Source organism: Arthrobacter sp. LjRoot78 (assembly GCF_964254335.1).
GTDB lineage: Bacteria > Actinomycetota > Actinomycetes > Actinomycetales > Micrococcaceae > Arthrobacter.
Genome location: NZ_CAXUTG020000001.1, coordinates 431,509 through 458,494, shown reverse-complemented (window position 1 = coordinate 458,494; position 26,986 = coordinate 431,509). Strand labels below are relative to the sequence as shown.

The following is a 26,986-nucleotide window of genomic DNA, read 5'->3' as shown; positions in this document are numbered from 1 at the left end:
GTCCTGCGTTTACCGGGGCGGATCAGCCCGCCGCCGGCGCGACGGTGCCGGCCCCGCCGTCGAGCGTTATCAGCTGCCCGGTGCTGATGGCCGAGGTGGCGTCCGGGACGCCCACTATGGCGGGAATTCCGTACTCACGGGCCACCACCGCGCCGTGGGAATTGGGGCCGCCCATTTCCATCACAAGCCCGCCGGCGGTGAGGAACAAGGGCGTCCACCCCGGATCCGTTGACGGAGCCACCAAAATTTCACCGGGCTCCAATACGGCGCCCTGCGGGTCCAGGATGACGCGCGCCCGGGCAGTGACGGTTCCGGCCGATGCCGGCGTACCGGACAGGACTCCGGCTGCCGTGCCGGTGGCGGCAGCGTGCAGCGCCTCGGGTTCCGTTCCGTCCGAAAGCAGCACCCGGGGAATGCGACGGCGGCCCATTTCGGCGTCGTAGGCCTCCCGGCGCTCCGCCACGATCCCCCGCAGCGATTCACCCGCAAGGCCCCGGTGCGCTTCGGCGAAGTCGAGGAAAAAGATGTCGTCGGCCTCGGCGATCCGGCCTGCCGCGGCCAGCTCCGCCCCCACCGCCGTCAGCTGGTTCCGCACCGAAGCCAGGCCTTCGACAATGTGGTATTTCGGCAGTTCGCGCAGTCCGGCGAACAGCCGGGTCCGCCTCAGCGCGCCCCGCACCATGCGGGCCCGCAGCCTGCCGGCCGGGCCGCCCTTGCTCCCGGCGATGGCTGTCAGTCTCTCGATCTGGGCCTCCGCCTCGCGGGCGGCGTTGGCGAACTGCCGGTCCGGCGCCAGCGCGGGATCGTCGAGTTTGAGGTAGTTCGCCAGGACTCCCAGGATGTGCGCGGGGTCGTCTGACCAGCGGGGCATGCCGAGGTCGATTTCCGCCACGGCCCGGTGGCCGTACCGTGCCAGGAAGCCCGCCAGTCCGGACTGCACGACGCCGGGAAGCCCGCCGGAGCGGTACTGCCGCGCCAATTCAGTCGGAGAGGCTCCCTCAAAAACGGCGGCTGCGCCGGCGTGGGAGCGGATGTCCGTGGCCAGCTGCCAGAGGGCAAGGTCCATTTCCGTGGTCACATTGTTGGGAAGACCCCGGAGCACGCCCTGCAGCGCGCCGGATTCGGTGCCCTGCCCGGCCAGCTTCCCGGCGACTGCCAGCAGCCCGAACCCCAGGGCGGGCAGCGGCATCACCGCTGGAACGATGTGGAAGAGCCTCTCGCCGAGGATGCGCTCGATCTGGTCCAGCCGTTCCGCCGGCGTGGCCGTGGCCGGGACCACGAGGGCAGCCCGGAACCGCGCGCCGAATCTATCCACACGCTGAAGCGCCGCTTCCGGTCGAAGCAGCGCCCGGAGGAAGGATTCCGGAACCCTGGCCTTCGCCGCGAGCGGAACAACATGCCGGAGGAGCGGCCACGGCGACCTGAGCGTGACAGAGAACCTCGGGTCAGCGAACAGCCGGCGGAGTACCGTGGCGGATCTGGCCTCCATAATGTCAAAAACACGGGGCACAATGGCTCGGCCCACGCTGCTGCGGACCACCGGGGTGAGGTCGACGAAGAGGCGCTGCCCTGCCTGCCGGAACGGGGCCGGGCCGTTGCGCGGTTCGGGCACGTCGAAGCCGGCCGCACGCGCCACGGAGGACGCGATCATCCGGAAGGCGGCCATCCCCATCGGGGTGAGGGGGCGGGTCAGCCCCTGGGCAAGGCTGAAGCATAGGAAGACGCGCGCACCCTCGGGCACCTGCAGGTCGGGGCGCGGATCCGGCAGGGGATACAGCGTGGTGATGGGCCGGGACTGCACCAGGAAGAGCTTGTCCGCGGCGTCGATGGCCCATTCGATGTCCTGCGGCGCCCCGTAGTGCCGTTCCACCCTGCTGCCCAGGGCGGCCAGGTCCCGGATCTGGCCGTCACTGAGGGCAGGGACGGAATCCGGGACAAGGTTGATCCGCTCGGTACCACCTCCGGCGAGCGGCCTGATGGCTAGCCCCTTATCCCCCTCCCGCCGTTCCAGGATCTCCTTGGTGGCCGTGTCCACCACGAAGTGGTCCGGATTCACGGCTCCCGAAACCACCGCCTCGCCCAACCCGGGACTGGCATCGATCACGGCCTCAAGCCGCCGTCCCGTGACCGGGTTCGCCGTGAACAGGACACCTGCCACCTCGGCATCCACCATGGTCTGGACTACCACCGCCAACGCCACTGTGGACGGGCTGATCCCGTGGGTGGCCCGATAGGTCACTGCCCGGTCCGTCCACAGCGACGCCCAGCACTTCCGGACGGCGGCCAGAACGGAGTCAGCGCCCACCACATTCAAATAGGTGTCCTGCTGCCCCGCGAAGCTCGCGAGCGGCAGGTCCTCGGCCGTCGCCGACGACCTCACGGCCACCGGAACGTCCGTGCCCAGCGCGGCGTAGGATTCCCTGACGGCGTCGGCAATCTCCGGCGGAACATCCACGCCGAGGATGAGCTCGCGCGCCCGGGCCGCCAGCGCGGCCAGGCCCGCGAGGTCGTTGGTCCCGGTGGCGGCGAGGGCGGCGTGCACGTCTTCGAGTCCCGCGGGGCCCACCGCCCGCCGGTAGGCCTCCGTGGTCAGGCAAAAGCCGGGTGGCACGGGGAGTCCGGCCCCCATGGTTTCGCCCAGGTTGGCCGCCTTGCCGCCCACCCGGGCCAGCATTCCGGCGTTGATCAGCTCCAGCCCCAGCACAAGGCCGTCCGCGGAAACGTCCTGAGTGCTGCCCTGGGTCACCGCTGACCTCCTGGTGTGTTCGCCCGGCCTGGTGTGGTGCGCCCGGCCGGCCGTCTCGAGAGTCGGAAGGGCGGGCTACGCTGCGCCGAGCATGGGCCCGAAGCTGGCGCGGTCGGCGAGCCGCGGGTCGTCCCGGTCCGGAACCACCAGCACCGGCCCCTTGGCATGGTGAAGGATGCCGTCCGACGTCGACCCCAGGAGCATTCCCGTGAAGCCGCCACGGCCGCGGGTTCCCACTACCACCAGCTCCACGTGCCGGCTGGCTTCCACCAGGACCTCGACGGGGGAACCGTCCACGAGCTGGGTCTCCACGGTCAGCTTGGGGTAGTGGCTCTTCAGCCACGCCACGCCGGCTTCGAGCTGCACCCTGATGTCCGCGAACAACGCTTCCCTGTCCATCGGCGCGGGGACCCACGCCAGCGAACCGCTGTACTGCGGCACGGCGCACACAACGCGGAGCGGGGCGCCGAGTCGTTCGGCCTGGTCAGCAGCCTCCAGAACGGCGACGCGGGCCTGTTCGGAGCCGTCAACGCCCACCACAACAACGTGTTCCACCGGCTGGTTGCCGGACTTGGCCCGCTCGGCTTTGACGTGTTTGTCATCCGTGGTCTCGCCCAGGCGGTCCGCGCAGATCAGCGGCACGGTGACCGTGGGGCACTTGGCGTGTGCTGGCAGGGCGCTGCTGACGGATCCGAGCAGCCTGCCTACGAAGCCCCCCCGGCCGCGGGTGCCGAACACCAGCAGTTCGGCGGATTCGGACATCTCCAGCAGCACTCCGGAGGCGTCGCCGTTTTCCACGGACGCGTCAACGTCGATGTCGTACGGGGCCACCTTATCCAGCGCCTGCTTCAGGATGGCCTCGGCACCCTCGCGGATCACCGAGTCGTCAACAGTGGCATAGCCGCCGTCCAGGCCGGACGCCGCGAAGATCGGCACGGAGTATGCGGTCACGATGTGCAGGGGGCGGCGGCGGCGCTCAGCTTCACGTGCGGCCCAGACGAGGGCGCACTGGCTATGGTCGGAGCCGTCCACACCCACGACGATCCCCTCGGGGGCGGCAGAACCGCCGTCGTCATCCCTTGACGGGTGCACCTGATCTCGGCCCATGGGGTCCGCCTCCTCGCGATACTGCCTGATGTTGCCGCTATTCTGCCAGAAGTGGGCGCCCGCCGGGTGAACCGGGCGGCAGGGGCTGATTCTGGCCGAATAATCGCTCCTTTAGACCACTATTCTCGGTTGGCGAACGCTAAGCAAGCGGCCCTCAGCCGGGCCGTCAAAGGCTTTCGGAGAGGCTGTGGACACCCAAGCCAGCTACCACTTTTTACAGCGCTGAAACATAAAGATCCCACCTCCCATGAACGAAATTACAAGTGTGAGATTGTTGGGATAGCCAATGTCCGGCAAGGGCTATCCAGAGCTCCAAAAGTTCTGTAATGTCGAGGCGTTGCGAATCTGAGATACGTGTTTCAGAACACATTTCCAGCTTCAGGCGCGGCGGCCGGACTTTGGGGGTTACGGAAAGTGCAGGGGAACCAGACCTGCACAGCGAACCATTCGAGGAGGAACGAGCAGTGTCGAGCATGCCAATTTATGGTGGAACCGAGCAGACCACCACGGTGATCATCGGCTCAGGGCTTCCGGGCCTGGCAATTGCCAGCGAGCTCCGGCGGCGCGGCGTGGACTCTATCACCGTGGATGCGCTCGAAACCCTGGGCGGAATCCAGTCCGCCAATACCGTGTCACTGCCCCGCTGTGACGCGCCGAATTCAGCCACCATGCAGGAACGGAACGAAATCCTCCGGCACCTGAGGAACTACGCCAGCAGCCACAACCTGGACATCCGCAACAACACCCGCGCCGTCCAGTTGAACCTGCTGGGCACCGGGCTCTCCCAGCCGCCCAATCACCAGTGGGCAGTCCACACGCCCGACGGCATCCTGCTGGCCCACCACATTGTCCTGACCCGCGGTGCGCACAGCCAGCTGCGCCGCATGCTCGCCGACTTTGGGCTGGCCCTGGGGCAGAGCCTTGCCGCCGCCATGCGGGCCATCGGAATCTACCTCGTCGGCGTCGGTGAACTCATCACGCCCACGCCCAAGGAAGTACTCCGCCAGGCCAAAGTCGTGGGGCAGGCGATTTCCGCGAAGGTCTACCCGGACAGTGTCCCGTCAGTGCTCACGGGAAGCTTCGCCGCGCTGCCGTCACCGGCTTAGCTGAGGTCGCTGTCCGCGGAGGTGTCGCTGTCGTTGTTCTTGAGGTTCCGCTTCGCCAGCACGCCGAGCGCCACAAGGATGCCCAGGGCGGTTCCGGCGAACAGCACCAGGCTCCAGGGGAACGGCTCCGACGCGTCCGGCGCGGGCTCAGGGACCGTGGGGGTGGTGCCAGGCTGTGCGGTGCCTGCCGACGGGACCTGGCCCGCCGTCTGTCCCGCCGGCGTCGAGCTGCCCGGCACCGGACTGGCAGAGCCGGAACCCGCCGCTGCGGCGGTGGCCGTGAAACTGAATGTGCCCTCAATAGGGTGCGAATCGGAACTGACCACGCGCCACACCACGGTGAACTTCCCGGCCGGGGCGCCCGCGCGGAGCTTCTGCGACGCCACGTTGTCCACGATCTCCACCGGGCCGTCCGCCCAGTTCGCGCCTGCCGCATCCTTCACCTGGATCTGCGAGCCGAGGGCCAGCGGGTCCTTGTTGAAGGTCACCGAAACCTTCTCCGGCGGAGTGGCAACCGTGGACCCCTGGGCCGGGCTGCTGGACTCCGCGGCATCGTGGGCAGAGGCGGGGGCCGCTGCGGACAGCACTGCGGCCGCGAAAATCAGTGCCCCGATAAGGGCGCTCAGCAGGTGGCGGATGGAACGCATGCGGGGCTACTCCTGTGTGTTGGCTTCCTTACAGACTAGGCGAAATCGCGGGGTCGCAACCCGCCAACCTACTAGGATTCAAGTAATCCCCAATACTCTCCCCGGAGGACTAATGCTTAAGCAGGGCTCTGCACTGGACCGGTACTTCAAGATATCCGAGCGGGGGTCAAACTACTCCCGCGAGATCCGCGGAGGCTTTGCCACCTTCTTCGCCATGAGCTACATCGTGGTGCTGAACCCCCTGATCCTCTCCGGACCGGACTCCAGCGGCGCAGTCCTGGGCTTCCCGGCCGTCGCTGCGGTCACCGCCTTTGCCGCGGGCATCCTCACCATCCTCATGGGCGCCTGGGCCAAGCACCCGTTCGCCATGGCCACCGGACTGGGCGTCAACGCCTTCGTGGCGGTCACAGTCGCCACGAATCCGGGCCTGACCTGGCCGGACATGATGGGCCTGGTGGTCCTCTCCGGCGTCACCATGCTGATCCTGGTCCTCACCGGCTTCCGGACCGCGGTGTTCAAGGCCGTCCCCGACGGCCTCAAGACGGCCATCGTGGTGGGCATCGGCCTGTTCATTGCCCTGATCGGCCTGGTCAACGCCGGGTTCGTGCGCCGCATCCCGGACGCAGCCGGCACCACCGTCCCGGTGGGGCTGGGCTTCGACGGCAAGCTCCTGGGCTGGCCCACCGTGGTGTTCGTCTTCGGGCTCATCCTGACCATCGGCCTGCTGGTCCGCAAGGTCAAGGGTGCCATCCTTATCGGCATCATCGCCTCCACCATCCTGGCCGTCATCCTGGAATTCACCCTGCACATCGGCCCGAGCTTCGACGGCAAGAACGTCAACCCGCAGGGCTGGTCGCTGGTGGCACCGAAGTTCACCGAGTGGGCAGCACCGGACCTGTCGCTGATCGGCAAGGCCAACCCCATCGGCGCGTTCGAACACCTCGGCTTCGTGGCCGCAACGCTGCTGGCCTTCGTGATCCTGCTCAGCATCTTCTTTGACGCCATGGGCACCATGGTGGGCCTGGCCAACGAGGCCGGCACCGTGGACAAGGACGGCAACATCCCCAACGTGGACCGCGTCCTGCAGGTCGACGCTCTCGGCGCGATCGTTGGCGGCGGCGCGTCCGTCTCCTCCAACCAGATCTACGTGGAATCCGGCGCCGGCATCGGTGAGGGCGCACGCACCGGCCTGGCCTCGATCGTTACGGGCCTGCTCTTCCTCGTGGCCATGTTCTTCACGCCGCTCATCAACCTGGTCCCGTTCGAGGCCGTGGCCCCCGCCCTCGTGGTGGTGGGCTTCATGATGGTGGCCCAGGTGGGCAAGATCGACTGGCAGGACTGGGGCATCGCTATCCCCGCGTTCCTCACATTCACGCTGATGCCGTTCACCTACTCGATCGCGAATGGCCTGGGCGCCGGCTTCATCGCCTACGTACTGATCCGCGCGTTCCAGGGCCGCGCCCGCGACGTCCACCCGCTGATGTGGGCCGTGGCCGCCGCGTTCGTGCTGTTCTTCGGCATCGGCCCCATCGAGCAGGCGCTGGGCGTCCTGTAGTCCGGTTTTCTCCCGCCGAGGGGGCATTTAAGCGCGGTGTCCGGGATTTGGGACAGTCTGACGGCGGCGGGGCTGGTTTTCGGGGCTCCGCTGCGGTGAGCTTGATGTATGCCGCATACAGCCCTCACAGTCGATAGTCCGCCGCTCACCTGGCGGGGCCGGTTCGATGGCGACGGCGCCGAGCACCGCCGCTGGTGGCAGGCCGTCCAGCCGTACCGCCACGGTCCTGTTGCTCCGCTGCCGGAGCACCTGCCGACCGGCACGCCGGAGCCAGGCCACCGTCCTTCCGTCATTCTAGGATTCAGCAGCGACGCCGGAGTGGTGCGCAACAAGGGCAGGGTGGGCGCAGCCGCGGCCCCCGCCGCCATCCGGGCCGCCCTGGGGCCGCTCGCGTTCCACCTCCCCCGCGAGGTGTTCGACGCAGGTGATGTGACCGTCAGGGACGGTGCGCTGGAGGCCGGGCAGGCCCGCGCCGGGCTGGCCGTTACGGAAATGCTCGACGCCGGCAACCTCACCGTGCTGCTCGGCGGCGGCCACGAGACCGCGTTCGCCAGCTACCTTGGCGTGGCCGGTTCCGACGCCGTCCGCGGCGGGCGGCGCCTGGGCGTGCTGAACCTGGATGCCCACTTCGACCTCCGCGACGCCCCTGAGCCATCCTCCGGCACACCCTTCCTCCAGATGGCCAGGGCGGAGGAAGCCGCCGAACGAAAACTGAACTACGCCGTCGTCGGAATCTCAGAGCCCAACAACACCCGGGTGCTCTTCAAGACCGCCGAACGGCTGGGCGTGAAGTATCTTCTCGACGAGGACTGCTCGGCCGAAGCAACCCGGCAGTTCGTGGCCGACTTCCTGGACACCGTGGACGTGCTCTACCTGACCATCGACCTGGATGTACTGCCTGCCGCCGTGGCCCCGGGGGTCAGCGCGCCGGCCGCCTTCGGGGTCCCGTTGCCGGTGATCAGCGCAGTGTGCCGCCAGGTGGCTGCCAGCGGGAAACTGCTCCACCTGGACGTGGCCGAGCTGAACCCGAAGTTCGACATCGACCAGCGCACGGCCAAGGTGGCCGCGCGGCTGGTCAACACCCTGCTGGGCTAGGCCCCTCGCCTGTCGTCAGGCACGGAAGGTGACGACGGCGGTGGACCACGGTCCCAGCGTTACCGTCAGGGCGCCGTCGTCCGCTGATGATGCGTCCGCTTGACCGGCGTCAGCCCGGGCGCCTGCAGCGGCACCGATGACCGTCACGTCCGCCGTCCCCGCAGCGGCGCCGGCAGCTGTCCCCTGCGGAAGCGCGAGCCGGGCCGTGGACTCGCGGGGGCTGAGGTTGCCCAGGAACAGCTGCAGGCCGGCGTCCGACTGGACCGGGTAGACCGTCACGGGGCTCTTACCTGCCGCCCGTTGCGACTGCACGGGTGTAGCGGCCAGCACCGGATCGCCCTTGCACGCCGCGAGCTTCTGCAGCAGCTCCCCTGCGGGGTTAAGGGCCCCGCCCGCGGCCGTGATACCCCGGGGCGGTCCTGCCTCGAAGTACGTCACGGAAGCCACGCCTTCCACTGTCAGGGCGTGGAGGCTGGCCAAGGTCCAGGCCGCGGTGAAGCTGTGGTCCTGGAGCTCATCGCCCTCCGCATGCTGGTCCGGGGCGTGAAGTCGGGGCTTGAGCGTGATGGGTCCGACGTGGACAGGACGCCCGTCCCCAAGCTTCAGGGCGTTTGCGGCGGCAAGTCGCTGGACCGGGACGGTCTCCACGATGTGGGGAATTTCCGTGCTGTGCACCTGCGGCGCGAGGCTGAAGGTCAGGGCATCGGCGTCTTTTGGAACGGGGCTGCCGGCACCGCTGCCGCCGCCGCTGCCGGCAATCCACCGGTTGAGTTCAGTGAAATGCGAGCGGGTGCCTGCCAGCAACTGGCCGCTGAAACCAGCTTCGTTGAGCGAAGCCTTCAGTGCGTCAAATGCTGCCGGATCGGTGCACTGCGTCGCGGTGCGGAAGAGTCCCAGCCGGATGATTCGGGACAGCGATCCGCCCAGGGCGCGGCTGAGTGTTTCCGCCACACCGTCGGCCGAGTCCGACACCACCCGCACGTCCAAGGCGGCTCCGTGGCGGTCCGCCTCCCGGGCTGCGGCGGCAAGCTTGGCAGGCCATGCTTCCCGGGGTTCGTACAGTTCCACTAGGATGGCGTCGAGGCCCGGCAGCTGCGGGCCGTTGTGTGCGTCCCCGGTGTTCCCGGCGTCTGCTGAGTCCACGGACAATGCCAGCGCCGGAACCGTTCCCACCGGCCCGCCCACCGCAAAAGCCGCCTGCTCGTGGCTCTCGCGGACGGGGTTGTCCGGCGTCTCGATGCTCAGGGCTTCGATGCTGACCGACTGGTTCACGGTGTCCCCCACGGCAACGTCCACCGGAGTGGGCAGCGCCGAGGGGGTGCTGTAGGTCTTGAAGGAACCGTCGCTCCAGTTCCGCTGGTCCTCGGTTTCGAAGATGTCTCCGGAGAAGCCAAGGTCGAAGGCGGTTCCGGAGTCGGCCCATTCGAGCGAGGAGATGTCCGTGAACACCAGGTCGGGCCTGATGTCCGTGGGAAAGGCCCCGCTGGCGACATTGCCGTCCGGCGACACCACGCTGACGTCCCGCCCGGCTTCGCTGGTGGGATGGAGCACCACCAGACCGATCCGGTTGCGGCGGAACGCCGCCTTCGCCCGGCCGGAGAACGACACCTCAACGATGGCCGGGGTGACCCGCAGCATCAGCATGCCCTCGTAGGCCAGGGTGCCAGTGCCGGGTGCCGCGTAGTCAACGTGGATGCGGAGGCTGACGCCGTCGTCGTCCTTCAGTTCCTCAATGTCCCGCACCGACGGCGCCAAGGTGCGCCACTCGTGGTCCCGCACCACCGCCTTGATGGCACGGAGTACCGGCCGGCCGCCGTAGCTGATGTTCGCCAGTTCGTCCCCGACCAACTCCGCCGTCCAGACGCCCACAGCGAGCTTCCGAATCTGCGGATCGAGGCGACGCTCGAGTGCGGGGCGGGGATCGGAATCCGCTGCGGCGGAAGGTACTGCGGCGGACAGTGTTGCGGGGTGGAGGGTTGCGGAGGGCTCGGTAGACACGGGAAGCTGCTCTCTGGTGGCTGGTGACTGCGCCCAGCTGACCCCGGGCCGGTCCTGTGGATTTGACCATATCGGAAGAGGCCCGGAGGCTCAATGGCCGTCCGTCAACGCCTGCTGTGCGGCTAGTGTGCGCCTACTGCGCGGCGTCATATCCTGCCAGCAGGCGGCGGGACGCGGTGCCCATGTGGGAAGCCATGGCATCGGTCACCGCGGCGGCGTCGCGCTTTTCGAGGGCCGTAAAGATGGCACGGTGCTCCGCGAGCGCTGCGGCGGCATGCCCTTCGTCCGTGAGGGCGCGGTCAACCCAGATCCGCAGCAGCGAGCGGATGCTCTGGAGGAGTTCCTGCAGCACCTGGTTTCCGGAGCTGGTGGCAATTTCCTTGTGGAAGGCGGCATCGGCTTCGACGAATGCCGCCAGGTTGCCCACGTTCTTCTCCATCGAGTCGAGGTTGGCTCGCATTCGTGCCAGGGACTCGTCGGTAATCCTGGCCGCGGCGAGCTGGCCGGCCTGCACCTCAAGGCCGCTGCGTAGTTCGACGAGCTCACGGGTCCTGGGCTCGCCCAGCATGAGCCCCCAGCTGAGGGTCCGGGGCAGGAGCTCCGAAACGCCATCGCGCAGGTACGTACCCGAGCCCGGACGGACAATGACGATGCCCAAAATTTCCAGTGCGGCCAGGGCTTCGCGCACGGCCGAGCGCCCCACTCCGAGCGAGGCGGCCAGCTGGCGCTCGGCGGGGAGGCGGGTTCCGGCAGCGATGTCGCCGCTGGTGAAGTAGGCCATCAGCCTCTCGGCGACCTCGGAGACGACAGAACCCTGCCCCATGGAACCAAGCGCGGCACTGATTTTGGCCGACGAGGCGGCGGAGTTTGCGGACACACTCACAGCCTAGCAACCACACCCTGGCAGGCATGGTCCGGTACGTCACGAAAAAGCCAACCAGTCAACCGGTTGACCAATTCAGCTTTCCGGCCTTATGGTGGAAGTCACAGGCCTAGCCACACTTGATACGCCCCCGCCGCTAAGCCTCGAACCAGCCCCACGCCTCCAGCGCAGGATGCGGCCGGGACATCAACCTCTAGGAGTCAACGTGGACACCACACAATCGGTGGTCGAAAAATCTGCAATCAGGAAAGTGGCGATCCGGCTGGTGCCGTTCGTCGCCCTGATGTTCTTCATCAACTACCTTGACCGGACGGCCATCTCCTTCGCCGGCCCCAACGGCATGAACAACGATCTGGCCCTCTCGGCGGCGCAGTTCGGTTTCGCCTCCGGCGTCTTCTTCATCGGCTACATCCTGCTGGAAGTTCCCAGCAACCTGGCACTGCACAAGTTCGGCGCCCGCCGCTGGCTTGCCCGCATCATGGTCAGCTGGGGCATCGTCTCCCTGCTGTTCACCTGGGTGGGCAACGTGGAACAGCTCTACGCCCTCCGGTTCATCCTGGGCGTGGCCGAGGCCGGATTCTTCCCCGGCGCCATCCTGTTCCTGAGCCTGTGGGTTCCGTCCCGGCACCGCAGCAAGATCCTGGCACTGTTCTACTTGGCCCAGCCGCTCACCACCGTGATCGGTGCCCCGCTGGCCGGCCTCCTCATCCAGCAGCACGGGCTCTTCGGCCTCGCCGGCTGGCGCGTCATGTTCTTCGGCGTGGCCATCCCCGCCATCATCGTCGGCGTCATCGCGTGGTTCTACCTGGCCGATTCCCCCGCCAAGGCCAAGTGGCTGACCCAGGAGGAAAAGACCTGGCTGACCGGCGCGCTGGAGAAGGAAAAGAACGAAACCGCTGCCAGCAACAAGCACGTAAGCGTCCGCACTGTCTTCGGCAACGGCCGGGTCTGGATGCTCTCCGCGATCTACTTCGGCTTCATCTACGGCCTGTACGCCCTCGGCTTCTTCCTGCCCACCATCATCGCGGGCTTCGAAGGCATCTACGGCACCAAGTTCGACGTCTTCCAGAAGGGCCTGATCACCGCAATCCCGTACCTGCCCGCAGCGTTCGCACTGTACTTCTGGTCCAAGGACGCCACCAGACGCGGCGTCAAGACCTGGCACATCGCACTCCCCGCCCTCATCGGCGGCCTGAGCATCCCGCTGGCACTGTTCGCCGGCTCGCCGGCGGCCACCATCGCCGTCATCACCATCACGGCCATGTCCATCTTCGCCGCCCTGCCCAACTTCTGGACGGTACCCACGCAGTTCCTCACCGGCGCAGCAGCGGCTGCAGGCATCGCCCTGATCAACACCGTGGGCAACCTGGCCGGCTTCAGCGCCGGGTACGTCACCGGCTGGCTCAAGGACCTCACCGGAGGGTACACGGTGCCGATGTTCGTCGTCGGCGGCTTCATGCTCCTGTCCTCCATCCTCATGGTGGTGCTGAGCCGCTCCGGCAAGGTCAGCGAAGGCGTCCCGGCCGAGGCACTGGACCCGGCAGGAGCCGGACACCACTCCGAGCCGTAACAGCCTGAGCCGTAACAAGCCCGGGGGCGTCCCCCTTGCCCGGGGACGCCCCCGCTCCAACCCGCCCATCCGCCCCACCCCGAACGACTTCCTTAGTTAGGCCCAGGAGCTTCCCATGACCCGCCTGTTCAATGAACCAGCAGCTTTCGCTGACGAGATGATCGAAGGCTTCGTAGCCTCCCACGGCCGCTGGGTAAAGCGCGTCTCCGGCGGCGTCGTCCGCAATACCAAGAGCACCCCGGACACGGTGGCGCTGGTGATCGGCGGCGGCTCCGGCCACTACCCGGCCTTCGCCGGCCTGGTGGGGCAGGGGCTGGCGCACGGCGCCGCGATGGGCAACCTCTTTGCTTCCCCCTCAGCGCAGCAGGTCTACAACGTGGCGAAAGCCTCCAACAACGGCGCCGGCGTCCTGCTGGGCTACGGCAACTACGCCGGGGACGTCCTGCACTTCAACCAGGCCCAGGACCGCCTCCGCAAGGATGGCATCGACTGCCGCAGCATCGCCGTCACCGACGACGTCTCCTCCGCCCCGCTTGCCGAACGCACCAAGCGCCGCGGCATCGCCGGGGACCTGACCGTATTCAAGGTGGCTGCCGCAGCCGCCGAGGCAGGCCATTCAATGGACGACGTCATGGCCATCGCCGAGCGCGCCAACGACCGCACCCGTTCCTTCGGTGTCGCCTTCACCGGCTGCACCCTGCCGGGCGCCGACCACCCGCTCTTCTCCGTCCCCGAGGGCCGGATGGCCGTGGGCATGGGCATCCACGGCGAGCCCGGCATCGGTGAGACGGACATCCCGACGGCGGATGAACTCGCCGAACTGCTGGTCGCCAAGCTCCTCACCGAAGTCCCCGAAGGCGTCCGGACTTCCACCGGCGCCCGCGTGGTTCCGATCCTTAACGGCCTGGGCAGCGTCAAGTACGAAGAGCTGTTCGTGGTCTACCGCCGCGTCGCCCAGCTGCTGGCCGAAGCCGGCCTGGAAGCCGTGGATCCGCAAGTCGGCGAGCTCGTGACCAGCTTCGACATGGCGGGCACCTCCCTGACCCTCTTCTGGCTCGACGACGAACTCGAGAGCCTCTGGAACGCCCCCGCCGACGCTCCCGCCTTCCGCCGGGGCGCCGTTACGGCGGAAGCACTGGAGGCCTCCGACGCCGGCGACCTCAGCGAGGCCGAACAGCTTATCCCGGAAGCGACGGCAGAGTCCCGCGCCGGCGCCGTCCGGGTCCTCGCAGCGCTCGGTGCCGCGAAGAACGTGGTGGACGCCAATGCCGACGAACTGGGCCGGATCGACGCGATCGCCGGCGACGGCGACCACGGCATCGGCATGGAACGCGGCGTCCGCGCCGCCGTCGACGCCGCACGTGACGCCGTCGCCCGCGGCGCCGGGGCCGCCACCACCCTGCACTTCGCGGCGGACGCTTGGGCCGACAAGGCCGGCGGCACGTCCGGCGCCCTCTGGGGCATGGCCCTGCGGGCCGTCGGTGACGCCGTGGGTGACACCAAAGCCCCCGACGCCGGTGCTGTCGCTGCCGGAGTAGCCGGTGCCGCGTTCGCGATCATGGACTTCGGCAAGGCCAAGCCCGGGGATAAGACCCTGGTGGACGTCCTGGTCCCGTTCCGCGACGCCCTCACTGCGTGCGTCAACGCCGGCATGTCCCTCACCGAGGCCTGGGGCGCCGCTGCCACCGTTGCGCAGCAGGCCGCCGAAGACACCGCCCAGTTGCTCCCCCTCATGGGACGCGCCCGCCCGCACGCCGAGAAGAGCCTGGGCACCCCGGACGCCGGAGCGGTGTCCATGGCACTGATCGTCCGGGCAATCCACAACACGCTTACCGAGAACACTTCCGCCAAGAACACCCTCAGCAACAACACAGTCAAGGAGAACGCATGAGCGCCAAACTGCGCCTGGTCATCGGGGCCGACGACGCCGGATTCGAATACAAGGAAGCCCTGAAGGCTGACCTGGAGGCCTCCGAGCTGGTCGAATCCGTGACCGACGTCGGGGTGGACGCCACCAGCCACACCCCCTACCCGTCCGTGGCCATCGCCGCCGCCGAACTCATCGCAGCCGGCAAGGCCGACCGTGCCCTGCTGGTCTGCGGCACCGGCCTAGGTGTGGCCATCGCCGCGAACAAGGTCCCCGGCGTCCGCGCCGTCACCGCGCACGACAGCTTCTCCGTGGAACGCTCGGTCCTGAGCAACAACGCCCAGGTCCTCACCTTCGGCCAGCGCGTCGTCGGCCTGGAACTCGCCCGCCGGCTCGCCCGCGAATGGCTCACCTACACCTTCGACGAAACCTCCGCCTCGGCCGAAAAAGTCACCCTGATTAAGGACTACGAAGGTGTCACTTCCTGCTAAGAGTGCTTCGGCCCGCGCCGAAGACACAGCCCCACAAGCGACGGCCATCATCGGGGTCAGCCTGAAGATGTACTTCGGCTACCAGCGCTCGCTCGACTACTGCCGCGACGTGGCGACCATCGCGTTCGCCCACCCGGCAGTCCAGAGCGGCGACATCGAACTGTTCGTGCTGCCCACCCTGCCGGTGCTGCCCGAAGCGGCCCGCATCCTGGGCGCGGCCGGAGCCGCCGCCGGAGCCCAGGACATCTTCTGGGAAGACGAAGGCGCGTTCACCGGCGAGGTGGGCGGCAAGACGGTGGCCGAACTCGGCGGCCGCTACGCCGAAGTGGGCCATGCCGAACGCCGCCGGATCTTCGGGGAGGACGACAGGATCATCGGGCTCAAGACTGCCGCCGCCTACCGCAACGGACTGACCCCCGTCCTGTGCGTCGGCGAACTCCACGCCGGTTCGCCGGAGGAGGCCATCGCCCGGTGCAGCGCCGAGATCGACGCCGCCCTGAACCGCGCGCAGTCCCTGGGACCGGCCGGACGCACCATCGTGGCGTACGAGCCGCAGTGGGCCATCGGCGCCCCCGAACCGGCGTCGCCGGAGTACATCAGCGCCGTCATCACCGGCCTGGACACGCACCTGCGAACTTTGCCCGGCCAGGCGGACAGCCGGGTGATCTACGGCGGGAGTGCCGGCCCCGGCCTGATCACGGAACTGGACACCGCCGTCGCCGGCCTGTTCCTGGGCCGGTTCGCCCACGATCCCAAGGCGCTCAAGACCATCCTGGACGAGACCGCCGCACGGCTTGCCGCGAAGAAGGTGGCCGCATGAGCGCGCCCGCCAACGTCATCAGCGGCCCGGGCTCAAGTGGCAAGGTTTCACGGATTGGACTGAGCAGCTACGCGTTCTTCTGGCAGCTCTCGGACCAGGTGTCCGAACCGCTCAGCATCCACCAGGCGCTGGAACGTACAGCCGCCCTCGGCGTGGACCTCTTCCAGATCTGCGACTACGCCCCGCTGGAAGCCATGACCGACGCCGAACTGGAAGCCGTCCGCGCCACCGCGGACTCGCTGGGCATAGCGCTGGAGCTCGGCACCAAAGGCATCCGGCCCGAGCACCTGCGGAAATTCCTGCACATCGCCGGCATCCTGGGCTCGCCCCTGCTCCGCACCATGTTCAACGTCCCGGGCCACACCCCGACGGCGGAGGAAGCGGTGGCGATCTTCAAGGAAGTGCTGCCGGAGTTCGAGGCCGCCGGGGTGAAGATCGCGGTGGAAACCTACGAACAGGTCCCCACCTCCCGCATCTTGGAGGTCATCCGCGGAGTGGACAGCCCGCACCTGGGCATCTGCAGCGACCCGGCCAACACGGTCGCGGCGCTGGAGATGCCGCGCGAGGTGATTGACGCCGTCGCGCCCTACGTCCTCAACATGCACATCAAAGACTTTGCGTTCAGCCGCAAGGAGGGGTGGGTCGGGTTTACGTACTCCGGCGCACCCCTCGGCGAAGGCCTTCTCGACTACGACTACATGGCCGGGAAGCTTCAGCCCAAAGAAAGAAGCATCAACCAGATCGTCGAACACTGGCTGCCGTGGCAGGACTCCGAGGCGGAAACCATCCGCCTCGAAAACCAGTGGACCCAGCAAGGCATCGATTTCCTAAGGAGCAAGTGAAATGTCAGCAGAACAATTGACCGTCGCCGTCATCGGAGCCGGTGGCAAAATGGGAATGCGCGTTTCCCGCAACCTCCAGAAGAGCGCCCACACAGTCTTCTACAGCGAGAACTCCCCCGCAGGCCAGGACCGCGTCCGCGCTGAAGGCCGTGAGATCACTTCCACCGACGACGCCGTCAAGGGCGCCGACGTGGTAATCCTCGCCGTCCCGGACACCGTCCTGGGCATGGTGTCCGAAGGCGTTGTCCCCCAGATGAAGGCCGGCGCGATCCTGCTCACCCTGGACCCCGCCGCCGCCTACGCCGGGCTGCTGGCCAAGCGCGACGACGTGGTCCAGGCCGTTGCGCACCCGTGCCACCCGTCCGTGTTCCTGGAGCGAACCACCAAGGAAGAATGGGCCGACACCTTTGGCGGCGAGGGCGCCCCGCAGAACGTGGTCGCCGCGATCGACGAGGACGCCCCGGCAGCGACCCGCGACTCGGCCGAGGCCGTTATCCGTACCATCTACGCTCCCGTCATCGACGTGCACTGGGTCACCGTGAAGCAGCTCGCCATCCTGGAACCCACCCTGGTGGAGACCGTGGCCTGCATGATCGGCACCTTGCTCAACGAGGCACTGCACGAGACCGTGCACACCGCCGGCGTCCCGGAGGAAGCTGCCAAGGCAATGCTGTTCGGCCACGTGCAGATCGCCCTGACCAACGCTCTCCGTGGTTCCAACCCGTTCTCCGAGGCCTGCGAAATCGCCATCCAGTACGGCAGGGACACCATCATCAAGGACGACTGGAAGAAGATCTTCGACGACTCCGAGCTGGACGGCGTCATCGCCAAGATGCTGAAGCTGGACGCGGTCAAGCGCTAGACAATCGGCCCTCCACCAGGGCTCGGGCCCCCTGCAGGGCGGCTTAAAAAAGGCTGTCCCTCCGGGCTTCGGCAGAACCGAAACCCGGAGGGACAAATGCCAGACATCTTACCTTTTTTGACAATGCCGGTAGAATGGATCGTGGCCAACCGGCACATCGTTTAGAGAAAGTCATGCAATGAGCTCAGCCATCCTCGAATCCCAGACCAACGTTCGGTCCATCCGACTGACCTTTTCGAGCGCCGAAGAGGTCCACGACGGACTGGAGAGCGCCGTCAAGGAACTCATCGAAGCTGCCGTAGAAGAAGGCAACTGCGGTATCCGCGTAACCCGCCACGAGCCGGGCGCGTTCACCGTGGCCCTGGACGAGTCCGTCCCCTTCGGTGAAACCTACGAGGACATCGCCGCCTAACTACGCGGCTCCGGTCCTGGTCTTAGATCCTGGTCTTAGGTCCTGCGGACCTGCACACCGTCTGACTTCATAAACAGCTGGGATTCCGACGGGCCCGCGGGCACCAGCCAGAGCACGTTTCCGCTCACGGAAATTTCCTCAACTTCACCTGCGGCCACCACATGCGCATGCTTGAGGATTTCCACCCGCTCGCCTGCTTTGAGGTTCCTCCAGTCGGTAACCGTGGCAGCAAATGCCGCCCGCCTGGACAGAACCGTCCCCCGTGCTTTCATTGAACTTCTACCCCTTTGTATATGTTCTTTTGCCACAGCATCATTGGTGTGGGCTTCATCACTACATCTTTAGTTCTACTACAATTCCCGGGCCCCCGCCTGTTGTGTCGCGCAGTATTTCGGGGGCACCGGGAAATTGTCATTCCGAATGCATAAAATTCACTTTTAGGCCAGAATCCCGACGGCGGATTCGGCTGCCGCCCGCACCTCGCCTGACGCGACGAGCCGGTCTGCCGCCTCCAGCTCAGGTGACAGGAACCGGTCCGTGCCCGGACCGTCGACGACGTCGCGCAGCGCCGCGATCACTGCCGCGCCGGCCGGCCCCGGAGTCAGTTCCCCACCGGAAAGCTGGGTCCGCATATCGATCGCCCGTGCAGACGTCACCAGCTCGATCGCCAGGACGCGGCGCAGGTTTTCCACGGCCTTCCTGAGCTTCCGGGCCGCGTGCCAGCCCATGGAGACGTGGTCCTCCTGCATCGCGGAGCTCGGGATCGAGTCCACCGACGCCGGGACGGCCAGCCGCTTGTTGTCCGAGACCAGTCCGGCCTGCGTGTACTGCGCGATCATCAGGCCGGAGTCCACTCCGGGATCCGCGGCCAGGAAGGCCGGCAGCCCGTGGGACCGGGCCGGGTCCAGCATGCGGTCGGTGCGGCGTTCTGCAATGGAACTCAGATCCGCCACGGTAATGGCCAGGAAATCGAGCACGTATGCCACCGGTGCGCCATGGAAATTGCCGTTGGAGCTGACCCGGCCGTCCGGCAGGACCACGGGGTTGTCGATGGCGGCTGCCAGCTCGCGCGAGGCCACCAGGGCGGCGTGGTCCACGGTGTCGCGGACGGCCCCGGCCACCTGGGGCGCGCAGCGCAACGAGTAGGCGTCCTGGACCTTGGTGTCGTTGATCCGGTGCGAGGCCACGATCGGCGAGTTGGACAGGACCCGGAGCATGTTGTCCGCGCTTGCGGCCTGGCCCGGGTGCGGCCGGAGCGCTGCATGCAGCTCGGGCAGGAACACCTGGTCCGTGCCGAGCAGCGCCTCGACACTGAGCGCGGCGGTGATGTCCGCCGTCGTAAGCAGCTGGCGGATGTCCGCGATGGCCATCAGGAGCATGCCCAGCATGCCCTCGGTGCCGTTGACCAGCGCCAGGCCCTCCTTCTCGGCGAGCGTGACGGGTTCGATTCCGTGTTCGGCGAGCAACTCGGCGACAGTCCGTTCGCCGCGCCCGCCGTAAGTTACGCCGTCGGGCCCTTCTGCTTCCCCCTCGCCCATGAGCACCAAGGCGCAGTGCGACAGGGGCGCGAGGTCGCCGGAGCATCCGAGCGAGCCGAATTCGCGGACCACCGGCGTGATGCCGGCGTTGAGGACGTCCACCATGGTCTGCAGCACCACGGGGCGGACGCCGGTGCGGCCGGAGGCGAGGGTCTTGGCGCGGAGGAACATGATGCAGCGGACAACTTCGCGTTCCACGGCCGGGCCCATGCCGGCGGCGTGGCTGCGGATCAGGGACTTCTGCAGCTGGGTGCGCAGCTCATTGGGGATGTGCCTGTTGGCCAGCGCACCGAAGCCGGTGGAGATGCCGTAGGCCGGGACCTCGCTGTGCGCGAGGTCGTCGATGTGGGCGCGGACTGTGGCTACCGTGTCGAGGGCTTCCTGGGAGATGGTCACCTTGGCGTCGTGGCGGGCAACGGCGACGACGTCCTCGGGGGTGACGCCGCTGGAGCCGAGGGTGACGGTCAGCGGTTCGTGGGTGGTGAGAGTCATGGTGTTCCTACTTCAATTCTCATCGATTGCTCCGCAGACGCCCTTTTGGTGGCTCAATACGGCGCCTACGGAGCAATCGATGTGGGTTGGGTCTTGGTTAGCGGGTTTCGTTCATGGGGATGCGGACGCCGCGTTCTTTGGCGACCTCGACGGCGCGGTCGTAGCCGGCGTCGGCGTGGCGGATGACGCCCATGCCGGGGTCGTTGGTGAGGAGGCGCGCGAGCTTTTCCGCAGCGAGGTCGGTGCCATCGGCGACCGAGACCTGGCCGGCGTGGATGGAGCGGCCGATGCCCACGCCGCCACCGTGGTGGATGGACACCCAGGTGGCGCCGGAGGCAGTGTTGAGCAGGGCGTTGAGCAGCGGCCAGTCGGCAATTGCGTCGGAACCGTCGGCCATGGCTTCGGTCTCGCGGTACGGCGAGGCGACGGAGCCGGAGTCGAGGTGGTCGCGGCCGATCACGATGGGTGCCTTGACCTTGCCTTCCTTGACGAGCTGGTTGAACAGCAGGCCGGCCTTGGCGCGTTCGCCGTAGCCCAGCCAGCAGATGCGGGCCGGCAGGCCTTCGAACTCGACGCGCTCCTGCGCGGCGTCGATCCAGCGGTGCAGGTGCTTGTTCTCCGGGAACAGTTCCTTGATGGCCTCATCCGTGACACGGATGTCCTCCGGGTCACCCGAGAGCGCCACCCAGCGGAACGGGCCCAGGCCCTCGCAGAACAGGGGCCGGATGTAGGCCGGGACGAATCCGGGGAACTCGAAGGCGCGGTTGTAGCCGCCCTTGCGGGCCTCGTCGCGGATGGAGTTGCCGTAGTCGAAGACCTCGGCGCCGGCGTCCTGGAACTCCACCATCGCCTGGACGTGCTTGGCCATCGAAGCCTGGGCCTTCTTGGTGAAGCCCTCCGGATCGGCGGCTGCCTCGCGGTGCCATTCCTCCACCGTGATGCCCTCGGGGAGGTAGCTCAGGGGATCGTGCGCGGAGGTCTGGTCCGTGACGATGTCCACCGTGAGCTCGCCGGCGTTGTGGCGGCGCAGGATCTCCGGGAAGACCTCGGCGGCGTTGCCGACGTAGCCCACGGACCAGCCGCGGCGCTCTTCCTTGGCTTTGAGGACCTTGGCGATGGCGGCGTCGAGGTCGGTTTCGACCTCGTCGAGGTAGCGCTTGCCGGCGCGGCGGCGCAGGTGGCTTTCGTCGACGTCGACAATCAGGCAGGCGCCGTCGTTCAGCGTGACGGCGAGCGGCTGGGCGCCGCCCATGCCGCCGCAGCCGCCGGTGAGGGTCAGGGTGCCGGCGAGGGTGCCGTTCTCGTCACCGGTGAGCTTGCGGGCGATCGCGGCGAAGGTCTCGAAGGTGCCCTGCAGGATGCCCTGGGTGCCGATGTAGATCCAGGACCCTGCGGTCATCTGGCCGTACATCATCAGGCCCTCGGCCTCGAGCCGGCGGAATTCGGGCCAGTTTGCCCAGTCGCCGACGAGGTTGGAGTTGGCCAGCAGCACGCGCGGCGCCCACTCGTTGGTGCGGAAGACGCCCACGGGCTTGCCGGACTGGACCAGGAGGGTCTCGTCCTTTTCCATGGTTTCCAGGGTGCGGGTGATGGCGTCGAACGCGGCCCAGCTGCGAACTGCGCGGCCGGTGCCGCCGTAGACCACCAGGTCGTCCGGGCGTTCGGCAACCTCGGGGTCCAGGTTGTTCATCAGCATGCGCAGCGGTGCTTCCGTCTGCCAGCTCTTGGCGGTGAGCTCGGTGCCGCGGGCTGCTTTGACCGGGCGGGCACCGGTGGTGAAATCGGCGGGTGCCATGAGGCGCTCCTTCGTGTGCTTGATGGTTTGTCCGGCGTCCGCCGGCTCGTTGAGGTTCTGTATCAACTAAAGCGTGTCCACAGCCCCGGAAACAGTGGGTTGAAGCCGGCGCTGTCCGGGATTACAGACGCGCCCATCCGTACCCAACTGACTCGCAGTTAACGTCGCGAAACGCCGGTTTGACGACGTTAACTGCCAGTCAGTTGGGTGGAGCTGCGGGCTTACTCGGGGGGACTTACGTGGCCGGGCGGCCGTGGATGCGTATGGACAACTCGTCCGCCACTTTCCGGACGCGGGCAGCGAGTGCCGGCCATTGGTCAGCCGGCAGTTTGTCCTCGAGGAACGTGACGGCGACGGCCGCCGTCGGCCATCCCACGTGGTCCGTGACCGCGGCAGCAATCGAGCCGAAACCGGGAGTCACCTCGCCGTGTTCCGTGGCGTAGCCGCGCTGACGGACCTGGTCCAGGTGCGAGGACAGCGCCGAGTACTTCATGATGGCGCCCTCCACCTCGTGCCGGGCGGTGAAGGCGGCGGCATTCGGGTACAGCGCGCGGACCTGCGACTTGGGCAGCGCCGCGAGGATGGCCCGCCCGCTGGCAGTGAGGTGGCTGGGCAGCCGGACGCCGACGTCGGTCACCAGGGACGGCCGGTTCTTGGCGCGCTCCTCCACGATGTACAACACATCGCGGCCGTGCAGCACTGCCAGGTGCGCACTTTCGCCAACGACGTCCACCAGCGAGGCGAGCATCGGCCGGCCGATCCGGGACAGCGGCTCCTGCCGCGAATACGCGGAGCTGAGTTCGAAGGCGCTGATGCCCAGTCCGTACCGTTGCTCCTCATGCAGGTGCATCACGAAGCCGTTGGCCTCCATGACGCCGAGCAGGTGGTAGACGCTTGAGCGCGGCAACCCCAGAGCCGTGGCAATGTTCGACGCCGCCATCGGACCGCGCTTGGAAGCCAGGAGTTTGAGGATTCGCAAGGTATTTTCCGCCGCCGGGACTTTCGACGCCACCTTCACAGGCGCCTTGGCCGCTGTTCGTGCGGGCGATTCGCTGTCCGCCATGCTTCCTCCATCGTTCGCGCCGGATCAAGGGGTGTCCGGTATCCCGTACTTAAGCGTGTTCCCTGCGTGACACCGTAAACGGCCATCGAACCACTTTGCCGTCCGGGATACCAGACATGCACGGCCTGCGGGAGGCCGGGGACTTCCCGGGGACTGGCCGGGCACTGGCCGGGGGCTTCCGCCCCTATGCCGTTTCTCCCATTCGGTGCTTCGATGGAGGTCACGGACTGCTGCGAGGAGGCCCCCATGGTTTGGATTGCCGGGCTCTTCCTGATCGCCCACGGCTTGATCCATCTCGCCATCTGGCTGCCGAAGGCCGATCCGAAGGCCCCGTTCGACGCCGGCCACTCCCCTTTCGCCGGCAATGTCAGGCGCACCGCGGCCGCCTTGGCCGTTGCGGCCGCCGTTGTGCTGACGGCCGGCGGCGTGGGACTTATCGCCGGGGCACCATGGTGGCTGCCGGCGACCATCACGGGAGCAGCCCTGTCAGCCGCGCTGCTCCTGCTGACCTTCAACAAGTGGTGGCTCATTGCCCTCGGCATCAACGCCGCCATCATCGTGCTGGCCGTGCAGCAGAAGGGCTAGGAACACAGCCATGACCAAACCGCTGGCAGGAAGAGTCGCCTTGGTGGCGGGGGCCACGCGGGGCGCCGGCCGGGGCACCGCCGTCGCGCTGGGCGAAGCGGGCGCCACCGTGTACTGCACCGGCCGAAGCGCCGGAGGCCGCAGGTCCGACTACGACCGGCCGGAGACCCCCGAGGAAACAGCGGTGCAGGTCAATGCCGCAGGTGGAGTCGGCATTCCCGTGGCGGTGGATCATCTGGACCCTGCGGCCGTACAGTCGCTGGTGCAGCGGGTCGATGCTGACCACGGACGCTTGGACATTCTGGTCAACGAGATCTGCGGCGGGGAAAACCTCATCGAATGGGACGCTCCGGTGTGGGCCCACCACCTGGATTCCGGCCTGCGGATGCTGCACACCGCCGTCGATACTCACCTGATCACCAGCCATTTCGCACTGCCGCTGCTCATCCGGAACCCCGGCGGCCTGGTGGTGGAAATGACCGCCGGCACCCGGGAGTACAACGCCGGGCACTACCGCGTGTCGACGTTCTACGACCTCGCCAAGAATGCAGTGCTGCGGCTCGCCTTCAGCCAGGCGGAGGAACTGAAGCAGTTCGGCTGCACCGCGGTGGCGCTCACGCCGGGCTGGATGCGCTCCGAAATGATGCTGGAGCATTTCGGCGTCACCGAAGAGAACTGGCGGGATGCTGCGGCCATCCAGCCCCATTTCGCCGCTATCTCCGAAAGCCCGCGCTTTGTGGGCCGCGCGGTCGCGGCCTTGGCCGCGGACCCGGACGTGCATGGTCGGACCGGTGGCTCGTTCTCCTCCGGAGGCCTGGCACTGGAGTACGGCTTCACCGATATCGACGGCTCGCGGCCGGACTGCTGGCGCTATCTGGTTGAGGTCCAGGAAGCGGGGCGCCCGGCGGACGCCAGCGGCTACCGGTGACGTCCGCCCGTTTAGCGTGCTCCGATTAGCGTGCTCCGTTCCGCTGCCGTAGGACTCCGAAGATGGCCCCTGCAGCAAGAACTGCCACACCGAGAATGAGCAGGATGGTCCAGCCGGTGAGGCCGCCGGGCTTGTTCCCGGAAGCCGGCGCCGTGTCGGCGGACGGCTGTTCAGCGGGCTTGTTGGGCACGGACTGGTTGGCCGCGGACTGATCTGCGGGTGCTGCAACTGCTGCCTTGGCAGGCTCCGGCGCGGCAGCACTCCTGCAGACGTTGGCCAGCGCCACGGGCGCCAGCATCGTCGTGGCTGCCGCGCGGTGCATGTAGCGGGGAGCCGCTGCGTTGGGCCCGACGGCCACCGCGGACATCGTCAGCGGCAAGGTATTGGTCAGTGTTCGGGCTTCGGCCAGGAGGGCACCGGCTGTGCGTTCGCTGACCGTCAGGACGCACGCAACCTCAGCGGTCGCGGCCATGTCCTGCGCGGTGTGGGCTTGCGAGGACACGGCGGGTGGCGCCAAGGCTATGGCAGCATCCGCGTAGCCGGCGGCGAAGTGCACCTTCAGGGCAGCCAGTCGGGCTTCCGCCCGCGCCACCTCGGCCAGTCCGTCCAGGCACGCATCTGCCCGGTCACGAAGAGGGTCAGCACTGGTCGAACCAAAGTTTCCCGTCCCGCGGCGAACAAGAACAGCCAACGCGGAGACGGAGGCCTCGACGGCCTCCATCGTCTTCACAGCTGCTTTGCTTTTCATACCCAAAGTGTCTCCGGAGGCACCGACATTATTCAGGGTGTCACTCATGACGCCTCCACGGGGCCGCAACTGTCCGTTCGCGCCAATACGCCCGGAAGCCGCCCGGACAGTCTGAGATGAAAGACACCAAAGCGCCGTGAGGCTCATCACGTAGGGCGCGAAAATGGTCTGCTGGATAGCGATCCCCCTCCCAATGACGAGAAGGTATTCGCATGCAACAAGCCCCAACAGCAAGCAAAACAGCAGGACAAACCGCGCCCGAAGACACCACAATGTCACCTGGCACCGCCGGAAGCACTGTCCGCGCCGCTGCCGGCACCGCCGTCAACACCGTCCTGAACCGCGGACTGAACATCCGCCACATCCGCTTCATGGCCCTGGGGTCGGCCATCGGCACAGGACTGTTCTACGGCTCTGCCTCCGCGATCCAGAAGGCCGGTCCGGCGGTCCTCCTGGCTTACATGATCGGTGGCGCCGCCGTGTTCATGGTGATGCGGGCGCTGGGCGAGATGGCCGTGCGGCACCCCGTTTCCGGCTCGTTCGGCCAGTACGCCAGCCGCTACCTCGGTCCGCTGGCCGGATTCGTGACCGGCTGGACGTATGTGTTCGAGATGGCGATCGTGGCCATCGCGGACGTCACGGCCTTCAGTATCTACATGGGGTTCTGGTTCCCCGACGTGGAGCGCTGGATCTGGGTCCTGGCCATCATCTTCTTCCTGGCGGCCCTGAACCTGCTCAGCGTCAAGGTTTTCGGGGAGTTGGAGTTCTGGTTCTCGCTGATCAAAGTCGTGGCCATCATCGCCATGATCGCCGGCGGTGCAGCCATCATCATCTTCGGTTTCCAGGCCGGCGGGGCAACCGTCGCTCCGGGGATCGGCAACCTCGTCGAGCACGGGGGCCTGTTCCCCAACGGCTTCGAAGGGCTCCTGGCCTCGTTCGCCGTCGTGATGTTCGCCTTTGGCGGGATCGAAACCATCGGCGTCACGGCCGGTGAAGCGGCCGACCCCAAGAAGGTCATTCCCAAGGCGGTCAACACCGTGCCCGTGCGGGTGCTGCTGTTCTACGTGCTGACCCTGGCCGTGCTGATGAGCCTGTTTCCGTGGAACGAGGTGGGCGCCAACGGCAGTCCGTTCGTCCAGATCTTCAGTGGCCTTGGCATTCCCGCCGCACCGCACATCCTCAACGCCGTGGTGATTACCGCGGCCCTCTCCGCCATCAACAGCGACATATTCGGAGCCGGCCGCATCCTCTTCGGACTGGCCCGGCAGGGCCATGCTCCAGCCAGCTTCGGCAAGGTGTCCCGCCACGGAGTGCCGTGGATGACTGTGGTGATGATGGCCGGCGTCCTGCTGGTGGGCGTGATCCTGAACGCCGTCATGCCTGAGGACGTGTTCCTGCTGATCGCTTCGATCGCGACCTTTGCCACTGTCTGGGTCTGGGTCATGATCCTGGCATCGCATGTGGCCATGAAACGCGAGATCGCCCGCAAGGGGCTCCCGGCGTCGGAATTCCCGTCCCCGTGGTGGCCGGCAGCCTCCGTCCTGACCATCGCGTTCATGGCACTGGTGATCGCGATCCTGGGTGCGTTCGAGGATTCCCGGGTTGCCCTCTACGTGGGTGCAGTGTGGCTTGGCCTGCTGGTGGTGGCCTACCGCCTGTGGGTCCGCGGCCATGGCCGCGCCCGCGCCGAACTCGTGGATGAGACTGCGTCGAGGACTGTAGAACAGGGCAAGTAGTCCGCAATAAATTTCGAGTGTTGGACGGTACAGAAGAGGTAGGAGTTACGCAAGCGACGGGTGGGATTTGGCTTTAGCTTGGACACCAGGCGCAGACCGG

23 protein-coding genes are annotated in these 26,986 nt (G+C 67.3%); 13 read left to right on the top strand and 10 right to left on the bottom strand.

Annotation, left to right across the window (positions count from 1 at the left end):
* Nucleotides 1-22 precede the first annotated feature (22 nt).
* Entirely contained in the window at nucleotides 23-2,674 is a 2,652-nt protein-coding gene (locus tag ACSQ1X_RS02200; RefSeq protein ID WP_436059242.1) for a PEP/pyruvate-binding domain-containing protein, read from the bottom strand.
* Nucleotides 2,675-2,821: 147 nt separating this feature from the next.
* Nucleotides 2,822-3,853: a universal stress protein gene (locus tag ACSQ1X_RS02195; protein ID WP_028270697.1), complete on the bottom strand. Its 1,032-nt coding sequence runs from the start codon at nucleotides 3,851-3,853 to the stop codon at nucleotides 2,822-2,824.
* A gap of 473 nt (nucleotides 3,854-4,326) precedes the next feature.
* Here ACSQ1X_RS02195 and ACSQ1X_RS02190 point away from each other — a divergent pair, with 473 nt between their 5' ends.
* On the top strand, nucleotides 4,327-4,959 hold the full coding sequence (locus ACSQ1X_RS02190) for an FAD-dependent monooxygenase (RefSeq protein WP_436059241.1): 633 nt from the start codon (nucleotides 4,327-4,329) through the stop codon (nucleotides 4,957-4,959).
* Here ACSQ1X_RS02190 and ACSQ1X_RS02185 read toward each other — a convergent pair.
* Nucleotides 4,956-5,606, bottom strand: coding sequence for a copper resistance CopC family protein (locus ACSQ1X_RS02185; RefSeq protein ID WP_436056484.1), 651 nt, complete (start codon nucleotides 5,604-5,606; stop codon nucleotides 4,956-4,958). The genes ACSQ1X_RS02190 and ACSQ1X_RS02185 overlap by 4 nt on opposite strands.
* Nucleotides 5,607-5,718: 112 nt before the next feature.
* On the opposite strand from ACSQ1X_RS02185, the gene ACSQ1X_RS02180 reads away from it, so the two are divergent.
* On the top strand, nucleotides 5,719-7,161 hold the full coding sequence (locus ACSQ1X_RS02180) for an NCS2 family permease (protein WP_436056483.1): 1,443 nt from the start codon (nucleotides 5,719-5,721) through the stop codon (nucleotides 7,159-7,161).
* Between the two features lie 108 nt (nucleotides 7,162-7,269).
* A complete protein-coding gene (hutG, locus tag ACSQ1X_RS02175; RefSeq protein ID WP_436056482.1) occupies nucleotides 7,270-8,256 on the top strand; it encodes a formimidoylglutamase in 987 nt (328 codons plus the stop codon).
* Between the two features lie 15 nt (nucleotides 8,257-8,271).
* Here hutG and ACSQ1X_RS02170 read toward each other — a convergent pair whose 3' ends face one another.
* Complete coding sequence (locus tag ACSQ1X_RS02170) at nucleotides 8,272-10,254, bottom strand: hypothetical protein (RefSeq protein WP_436056481.1); 1,983 nt, start codon at nucleotides 10,252-10,254, stop codon at nucleotides 8,272-8,274.
* A gap of 133 nt (nucleotides 10,255-10,387) precedes the next feature.
* Nucleotides 10,388-11,131 (bottom strand): FadR/GntR family transcriptional regulator, encoded by a 744-nt coding sequence (locus tag ACSQ1X_RS02165; protein WP_436056480.1) that lies wholly within the window; start codon nucleotides 11,129-11,131, stop codon nucleotides 10,388-10,390.
* Between the two features lie 211 nt (nucleotides 11,132-11,342).
* Here ACSQ1X_RS02165 and ACSQ1X_RS02160 point away from each other — a divergent pair, with 211 nt between their 5' ends.
* From ACSQ1X_RS02160 to ACSQ1X_RS02130, 7 genes are all read left to right on the top strand, one after another.
* Nucleotides 11,343-12,707 (top strand): MFS transporter, encoded by a 1,365-nt coding sequence (locus ACSQ1X_RS02160; protein WP_436056479.1) that lies wholly within the window; start codon nucleotides 11,343-11,345, stop codon nucleotides 12,705-12,707.
* Between the two features lie 115 nt (nucleotides 12,708-12,822).
* Nucleotides 12,823-14,598: a dihydroxyacetone kinase family protein gene (locus tag ACSQ1X_RS02155; protein WP_436056478.1), complete on the top strand. Its 1,776-nt coding sequence runs from the start codon at nucleotides 12,823-12,825 to the stop codon at nucleotides 14,596-14,598.
* Nucleotides 14,595-15,065 (top strand): ribose-5-phosphate isomerase, encoded by a 471-nt coding sequence (locus ACSQ1X_RS02150; protein ID WP_028270688.1) that lies wholly within the window; start codon nucleotides 14,595-14,597, stop codon nucleotides 15,063-15,065. The genes ACSQ1X_RS02155 and ACSQ1X_RS02150 overlap by 4 nt, the downstream gene beginning before the upstream one ends.
* Nucleotides 15,049-15,885 (top strand): triose-phosphate isomerase family protein, encoded by an 837-nt coding sequence (locus ACSQ1X_RS02145; RefSeq protein ID WP_436056477.1) that lies wholly within the window; start codon nucleotides 15,049-15,051, stop codon nucleotides 15,883-15,885. The genes ACSQ1X_RS02150 and ACSQ1X_RS02145 overlap by 17 nt, the downstream gene beginning before the upstream one ends.
* Nucleotides 15,882-16,727 carry a sugar phosphate isomerase/epimerase family protein gene (locus tag ACSQ1X_RS02140; protein WP_436056476.1) on the top strand — a complete coding sequence of 282 codons (846 nt, stop codon included), beginning with the start codon at nucleotides 15,882-15,884 and terminating at the stop codon, nucleotides 16,725-16,727. The genes ACSQ1X_RS02145 and ACSQ1X_RS02140 overlap by 4 nt, the downstream gene beginning before the upstream one ends.
* 1 nt (nucleotide 16,728) lies before the next feature.
* On the top strand, nucleotides 16,729-17,589 hold the full coding sequence (locus ACSQ1X_RS02135; RefSeq protein WP_436056475.1) for a phosphogluconate dehydrogenase C-terminal domain-containing protein: 861 nt from the start codon (nucleotides 16,729-16,731) through the stop codon (nucleotides 17,587-17,589).
* Between the two features lie 178 nt (nucleotides 17,590-17,767).
* A complete protein-coding gene (locus ACSQ1X_RS02130; RefSeq protein WP_055801392.1) occupies nucleotides 17,768-18,001 on the top strand; it encodes a hypothetical protein in 234 nt (77 codons plus the stop codon).
* 35 nt (nucleotides 18,002-18,036) lie between these two features.
* On the opposite strand, the gene ACSQ1X_RS02125 is transcribed toward ACSQ1X_RS02130, so the two are convergent.
* The 4 genes from ACSQ1X_RS02125 to ACSQ1X_RS02110 all read right to left on the bottom strand — a co-directional run bounded on the left by ACSQ1X_RS02125 (nucleotide 18,037) and on the right by ACSQ1X_RS02110 (nucleotide 22,889).
* Entirely contained in the window at nucleotides 18,037-18,273 is a 237-nt protein-coding gene (locus ACSQ1X_RS02125; RefSeq protein WP_055801395.1) for a hypothetical protein, read from the bottom strand.
* Between the two features lie 165 nt (nucleotides 18,274-18,438).
* A complete protein-coding gene (hutH, locus tag ACSQ1X_RS02120; RefSeq protein ID WP_055801398.1) occupies nucleotides 18,439-20,031 on the bottom strand; it encodes a histidine ammonia-lyase in 1,593 nt (530 codons plus the stop codon).
* Nucleotides 20,032-20,128: 97 nt separating this feature from the next.
* Nucleotides 20,129-21,826: a urocanate hydratase gene (gene hutU, locus ACSQ1X_RS02115; RefSeq protein WP_436056474.1), complete on the bottom strand. Its 1,698-nt coding sequence runs from the start codon at nucleotides 21,824-21,826 to the stop codon at nucleotides 20,129-20,131.
* A gap of 235 nt (nucleotides 21,827-22,061) precedes the next feature.
* Nucleotides 22,062-22,889, bottom strand: a complete 828-nt coding sequence (locus tag ACSQ1X_RS02110) for an IclR family transcriptional regulator (RefSeq protein WP_055801401.1) — start codon at nucleotides 22,887-22,889, stop codon at nucleotides 22,062-22,064.
* Nucleotides 22,890-23,135: 246 nt separating this feature from the next.
* On the opposite strand from ACSQ1X_RS02110, the gene ACSQ1X_RS02105 reads away from it, so the two are divergent.
* Nucleotides 23,136-23,474 carry a hypothetical protein gene (locus ACSQ1X_RS02105; protein WP_436056473.1) on the top strand — a complete coding sequence of 113 codons (339 nt, stop codon included), beginning with the start codon at nucleotides 23,136-23,138 and terminating at the stop codon, nucleotides 23,472-23,474.
* 10 nt (nucleotides 23,475-23,484) lie between these two features.
* Nucleotides 23,485-24,402, top strand: a complete 918-nt coding sequence (locus ACSQ1X_RS02100; RefSeq protein ID WP_436056472.1) for an SDR family oxidoreductase — start codon at nucleotides 23,485-23,487, stop codon at nucleotides 24,400-24,402.
* A gap of 25 nt (nucleotides 24,403-24,427) precedes the next feature.
* On the opposite strand, the gene ACSQ1X_RS02095 is transcribed toward ACSQ1X_RS02100, so the two are convergent.
* Complete coding sequence (locus ACSQ1X_RS02095) at nucleotides 24,428-25,150, bottom strand: hypothetical protein (RefSeq protein WP_436056471.1); 723 nt, start codon at nucleotides 25,148-25,150, stop codon at nucleotides 24,428-24,430.
* A 272-nt stretch (nucleotides 25,151-25,422) separates the two neighbouring features.
* On the opposite strand from ACSQ1X_RS02095, the gene ACSQ1X_RS02090 reads away from it, so the two are divergent.
* Nucleotides 25,423-26,886: an amino acid permease gene (locus tag ACSQ1X_RS02090; protein ID WP_436056470.1), complete on the top strand. Its 1,464-nt coding sequence runs from the start codon at nucleotides 25,423-25,425 to the stop codon at nucleotides 26,884-26,886.
* The last annotated feature ends 100 nt before the right edge of the window (nucleotides 26,887-26,986 follow it).

What these genes read in the sequence shown, in the direction of transcription:
- ACSQ1X_RS02200 (WP_436059242.1), bottom strand. Translation starts at nt 2,674, where the DNA reads ATGCTGGCCCGGGTGGGCGGCAAGGCGGCCAACCTGGGCGAAACCATG.
- ACSQ1X_RS02195 (WP_028270697.1), bottom strand. Translation starts at nt 3,853, where the DNA reads ATGGGCCGAGATCAGGTGCACCCGTCAAGGGATGACGACGGCGGTTCT.
- ACSQ1X_RS02190 (WP_436059241.1), top strand. Translation starts at nt 4,327, where the DNA reads ATGCCAATTTATGGTGGAACCGAGCAGACCACCACGGTGATCATCGGC.
- ACSQ1X_RS02185 (WP_436056484.1), bottom strand. Translation starts at nt 5,606, where the DNA reads ATGCGTTCCATCCGCCACCTGCTGAGCGCCCTTATCGGGGCACTGATT.
- ACSQ1X_RS02180 (WP_436056483.1), top strand. Translation starts at nt 5,719, where the DNA reads ATGCTTAAGCAGGGCTCTGCACTGGACCGGTACTTCAAGATATCCGAG.
- hutG (WP_436056482.1), top strand. Translation starts at nt 7,270, where the DNA reads ATGCCGCATACAGCCCTCACAGTCGATAGTCCGCCGCTCACCTGGCGG.
- ACSQ1X_RS02155 (WP_436056478.1), top strand. Translation starts at nt 12,823, where the DNA reads ATGACCCGCCTGTTCAATGAACCAGCAGCTTTCGCTGACGAGATGATC.
- ACSQ1X_RS02150 (WP_028270688.1), top strand. Translation starts at nt 14,595, where the DNA reads ATGAGCGCCAAACTGCGCCTGGTCATCGGGGCCGACGACGCCGGATTC.
- ACSQ1X_RS02140 (WP_436056476.1), top strand. Translation starts at nt 15,882, where the DNA reads ATGAGCGCGCCCGCCAACGTCATCAGCGGCCCGGGCTCAAGTGGCAAG.
- ACSQ1X_RS02135 (WP_436056475.1), top strand. Translation starts at nt 16,729, where the DNA reads ATGTCAGCAGAACAATTGACCGTCGCCGTCATCGGAGCCGGTGGCAAA.
- ACSQ1X_RS02130 (WP_055801392.1), top strand. Translation starts at nt 17,768, where the DNA reads ATGAGCTCAGCCATCCTCGAATCCCAGACCAACGTTCGGTCCATCCGA.
- ACSQ1X_RS02125 (WP_055801395.1), bottom strand. Translation starts at nt 18,273, where the DNA reads ATGAAAGCACGGGGGACGGTTCTGTCCAGGCGGGCGGCATTTGCTGCC.
- hutH (WP_055801398.1), bottom strand. Translation starts at nt 20,031, where the DNA reads ATGACTCTCACCACCCACGAACCGCTGACCGTCACCCTCGGCTCCAGC.
- hutU (WP_436056474.1), bottom strand. Translation starts at nt 21,826, where the DNA reads ATGGCACCCGCCGATTTCACCACCGGTGCCCGCCCGGTCAAAGCAGCC.
- ACSQ1X_RS02110 (WP_055801401.1), bottom strand. Translation starts at nt 22,889, where the DNA reads ATGGCGGACAGCGAATCGCCCGCACGAACAGCGGCCAAGGCGCCTGTG.
- ACSQ1X_RS02105 (WP_436056473.1), top strand. Translation starts at nt 23,136, where the DNA reads ATGGTTTGGATTGCCGGGCTCTTCCTGATCGCCCACGGCTTGATCCAT.
- ACSQ1X_RS02100 (WP_436056472.1), top strand. Translation starts at nt 23,485, where the DNA reads ATGACCAAACCGCTGGCAGGAAGAGTCGCCTTGGTGGCGGGGGCCACG.
- ACSQ1X_RS02095 (WP_436056471.1), bottom strand. Translation starts at nt 25,150, where the DNA reads ATGAAAAGCAAAGCAGCTGTGAAGACGATGGAGGCCGTCGAGGCCTCC.
- ACSQ1X_RS02090 (WP_436056470.1), top strand. Translation starts at nt 25,423, where the DNA reads ATGTCACCTGGCACCGCCGGAAGCACTGTCCGCGCCGCTGCCGGCACC.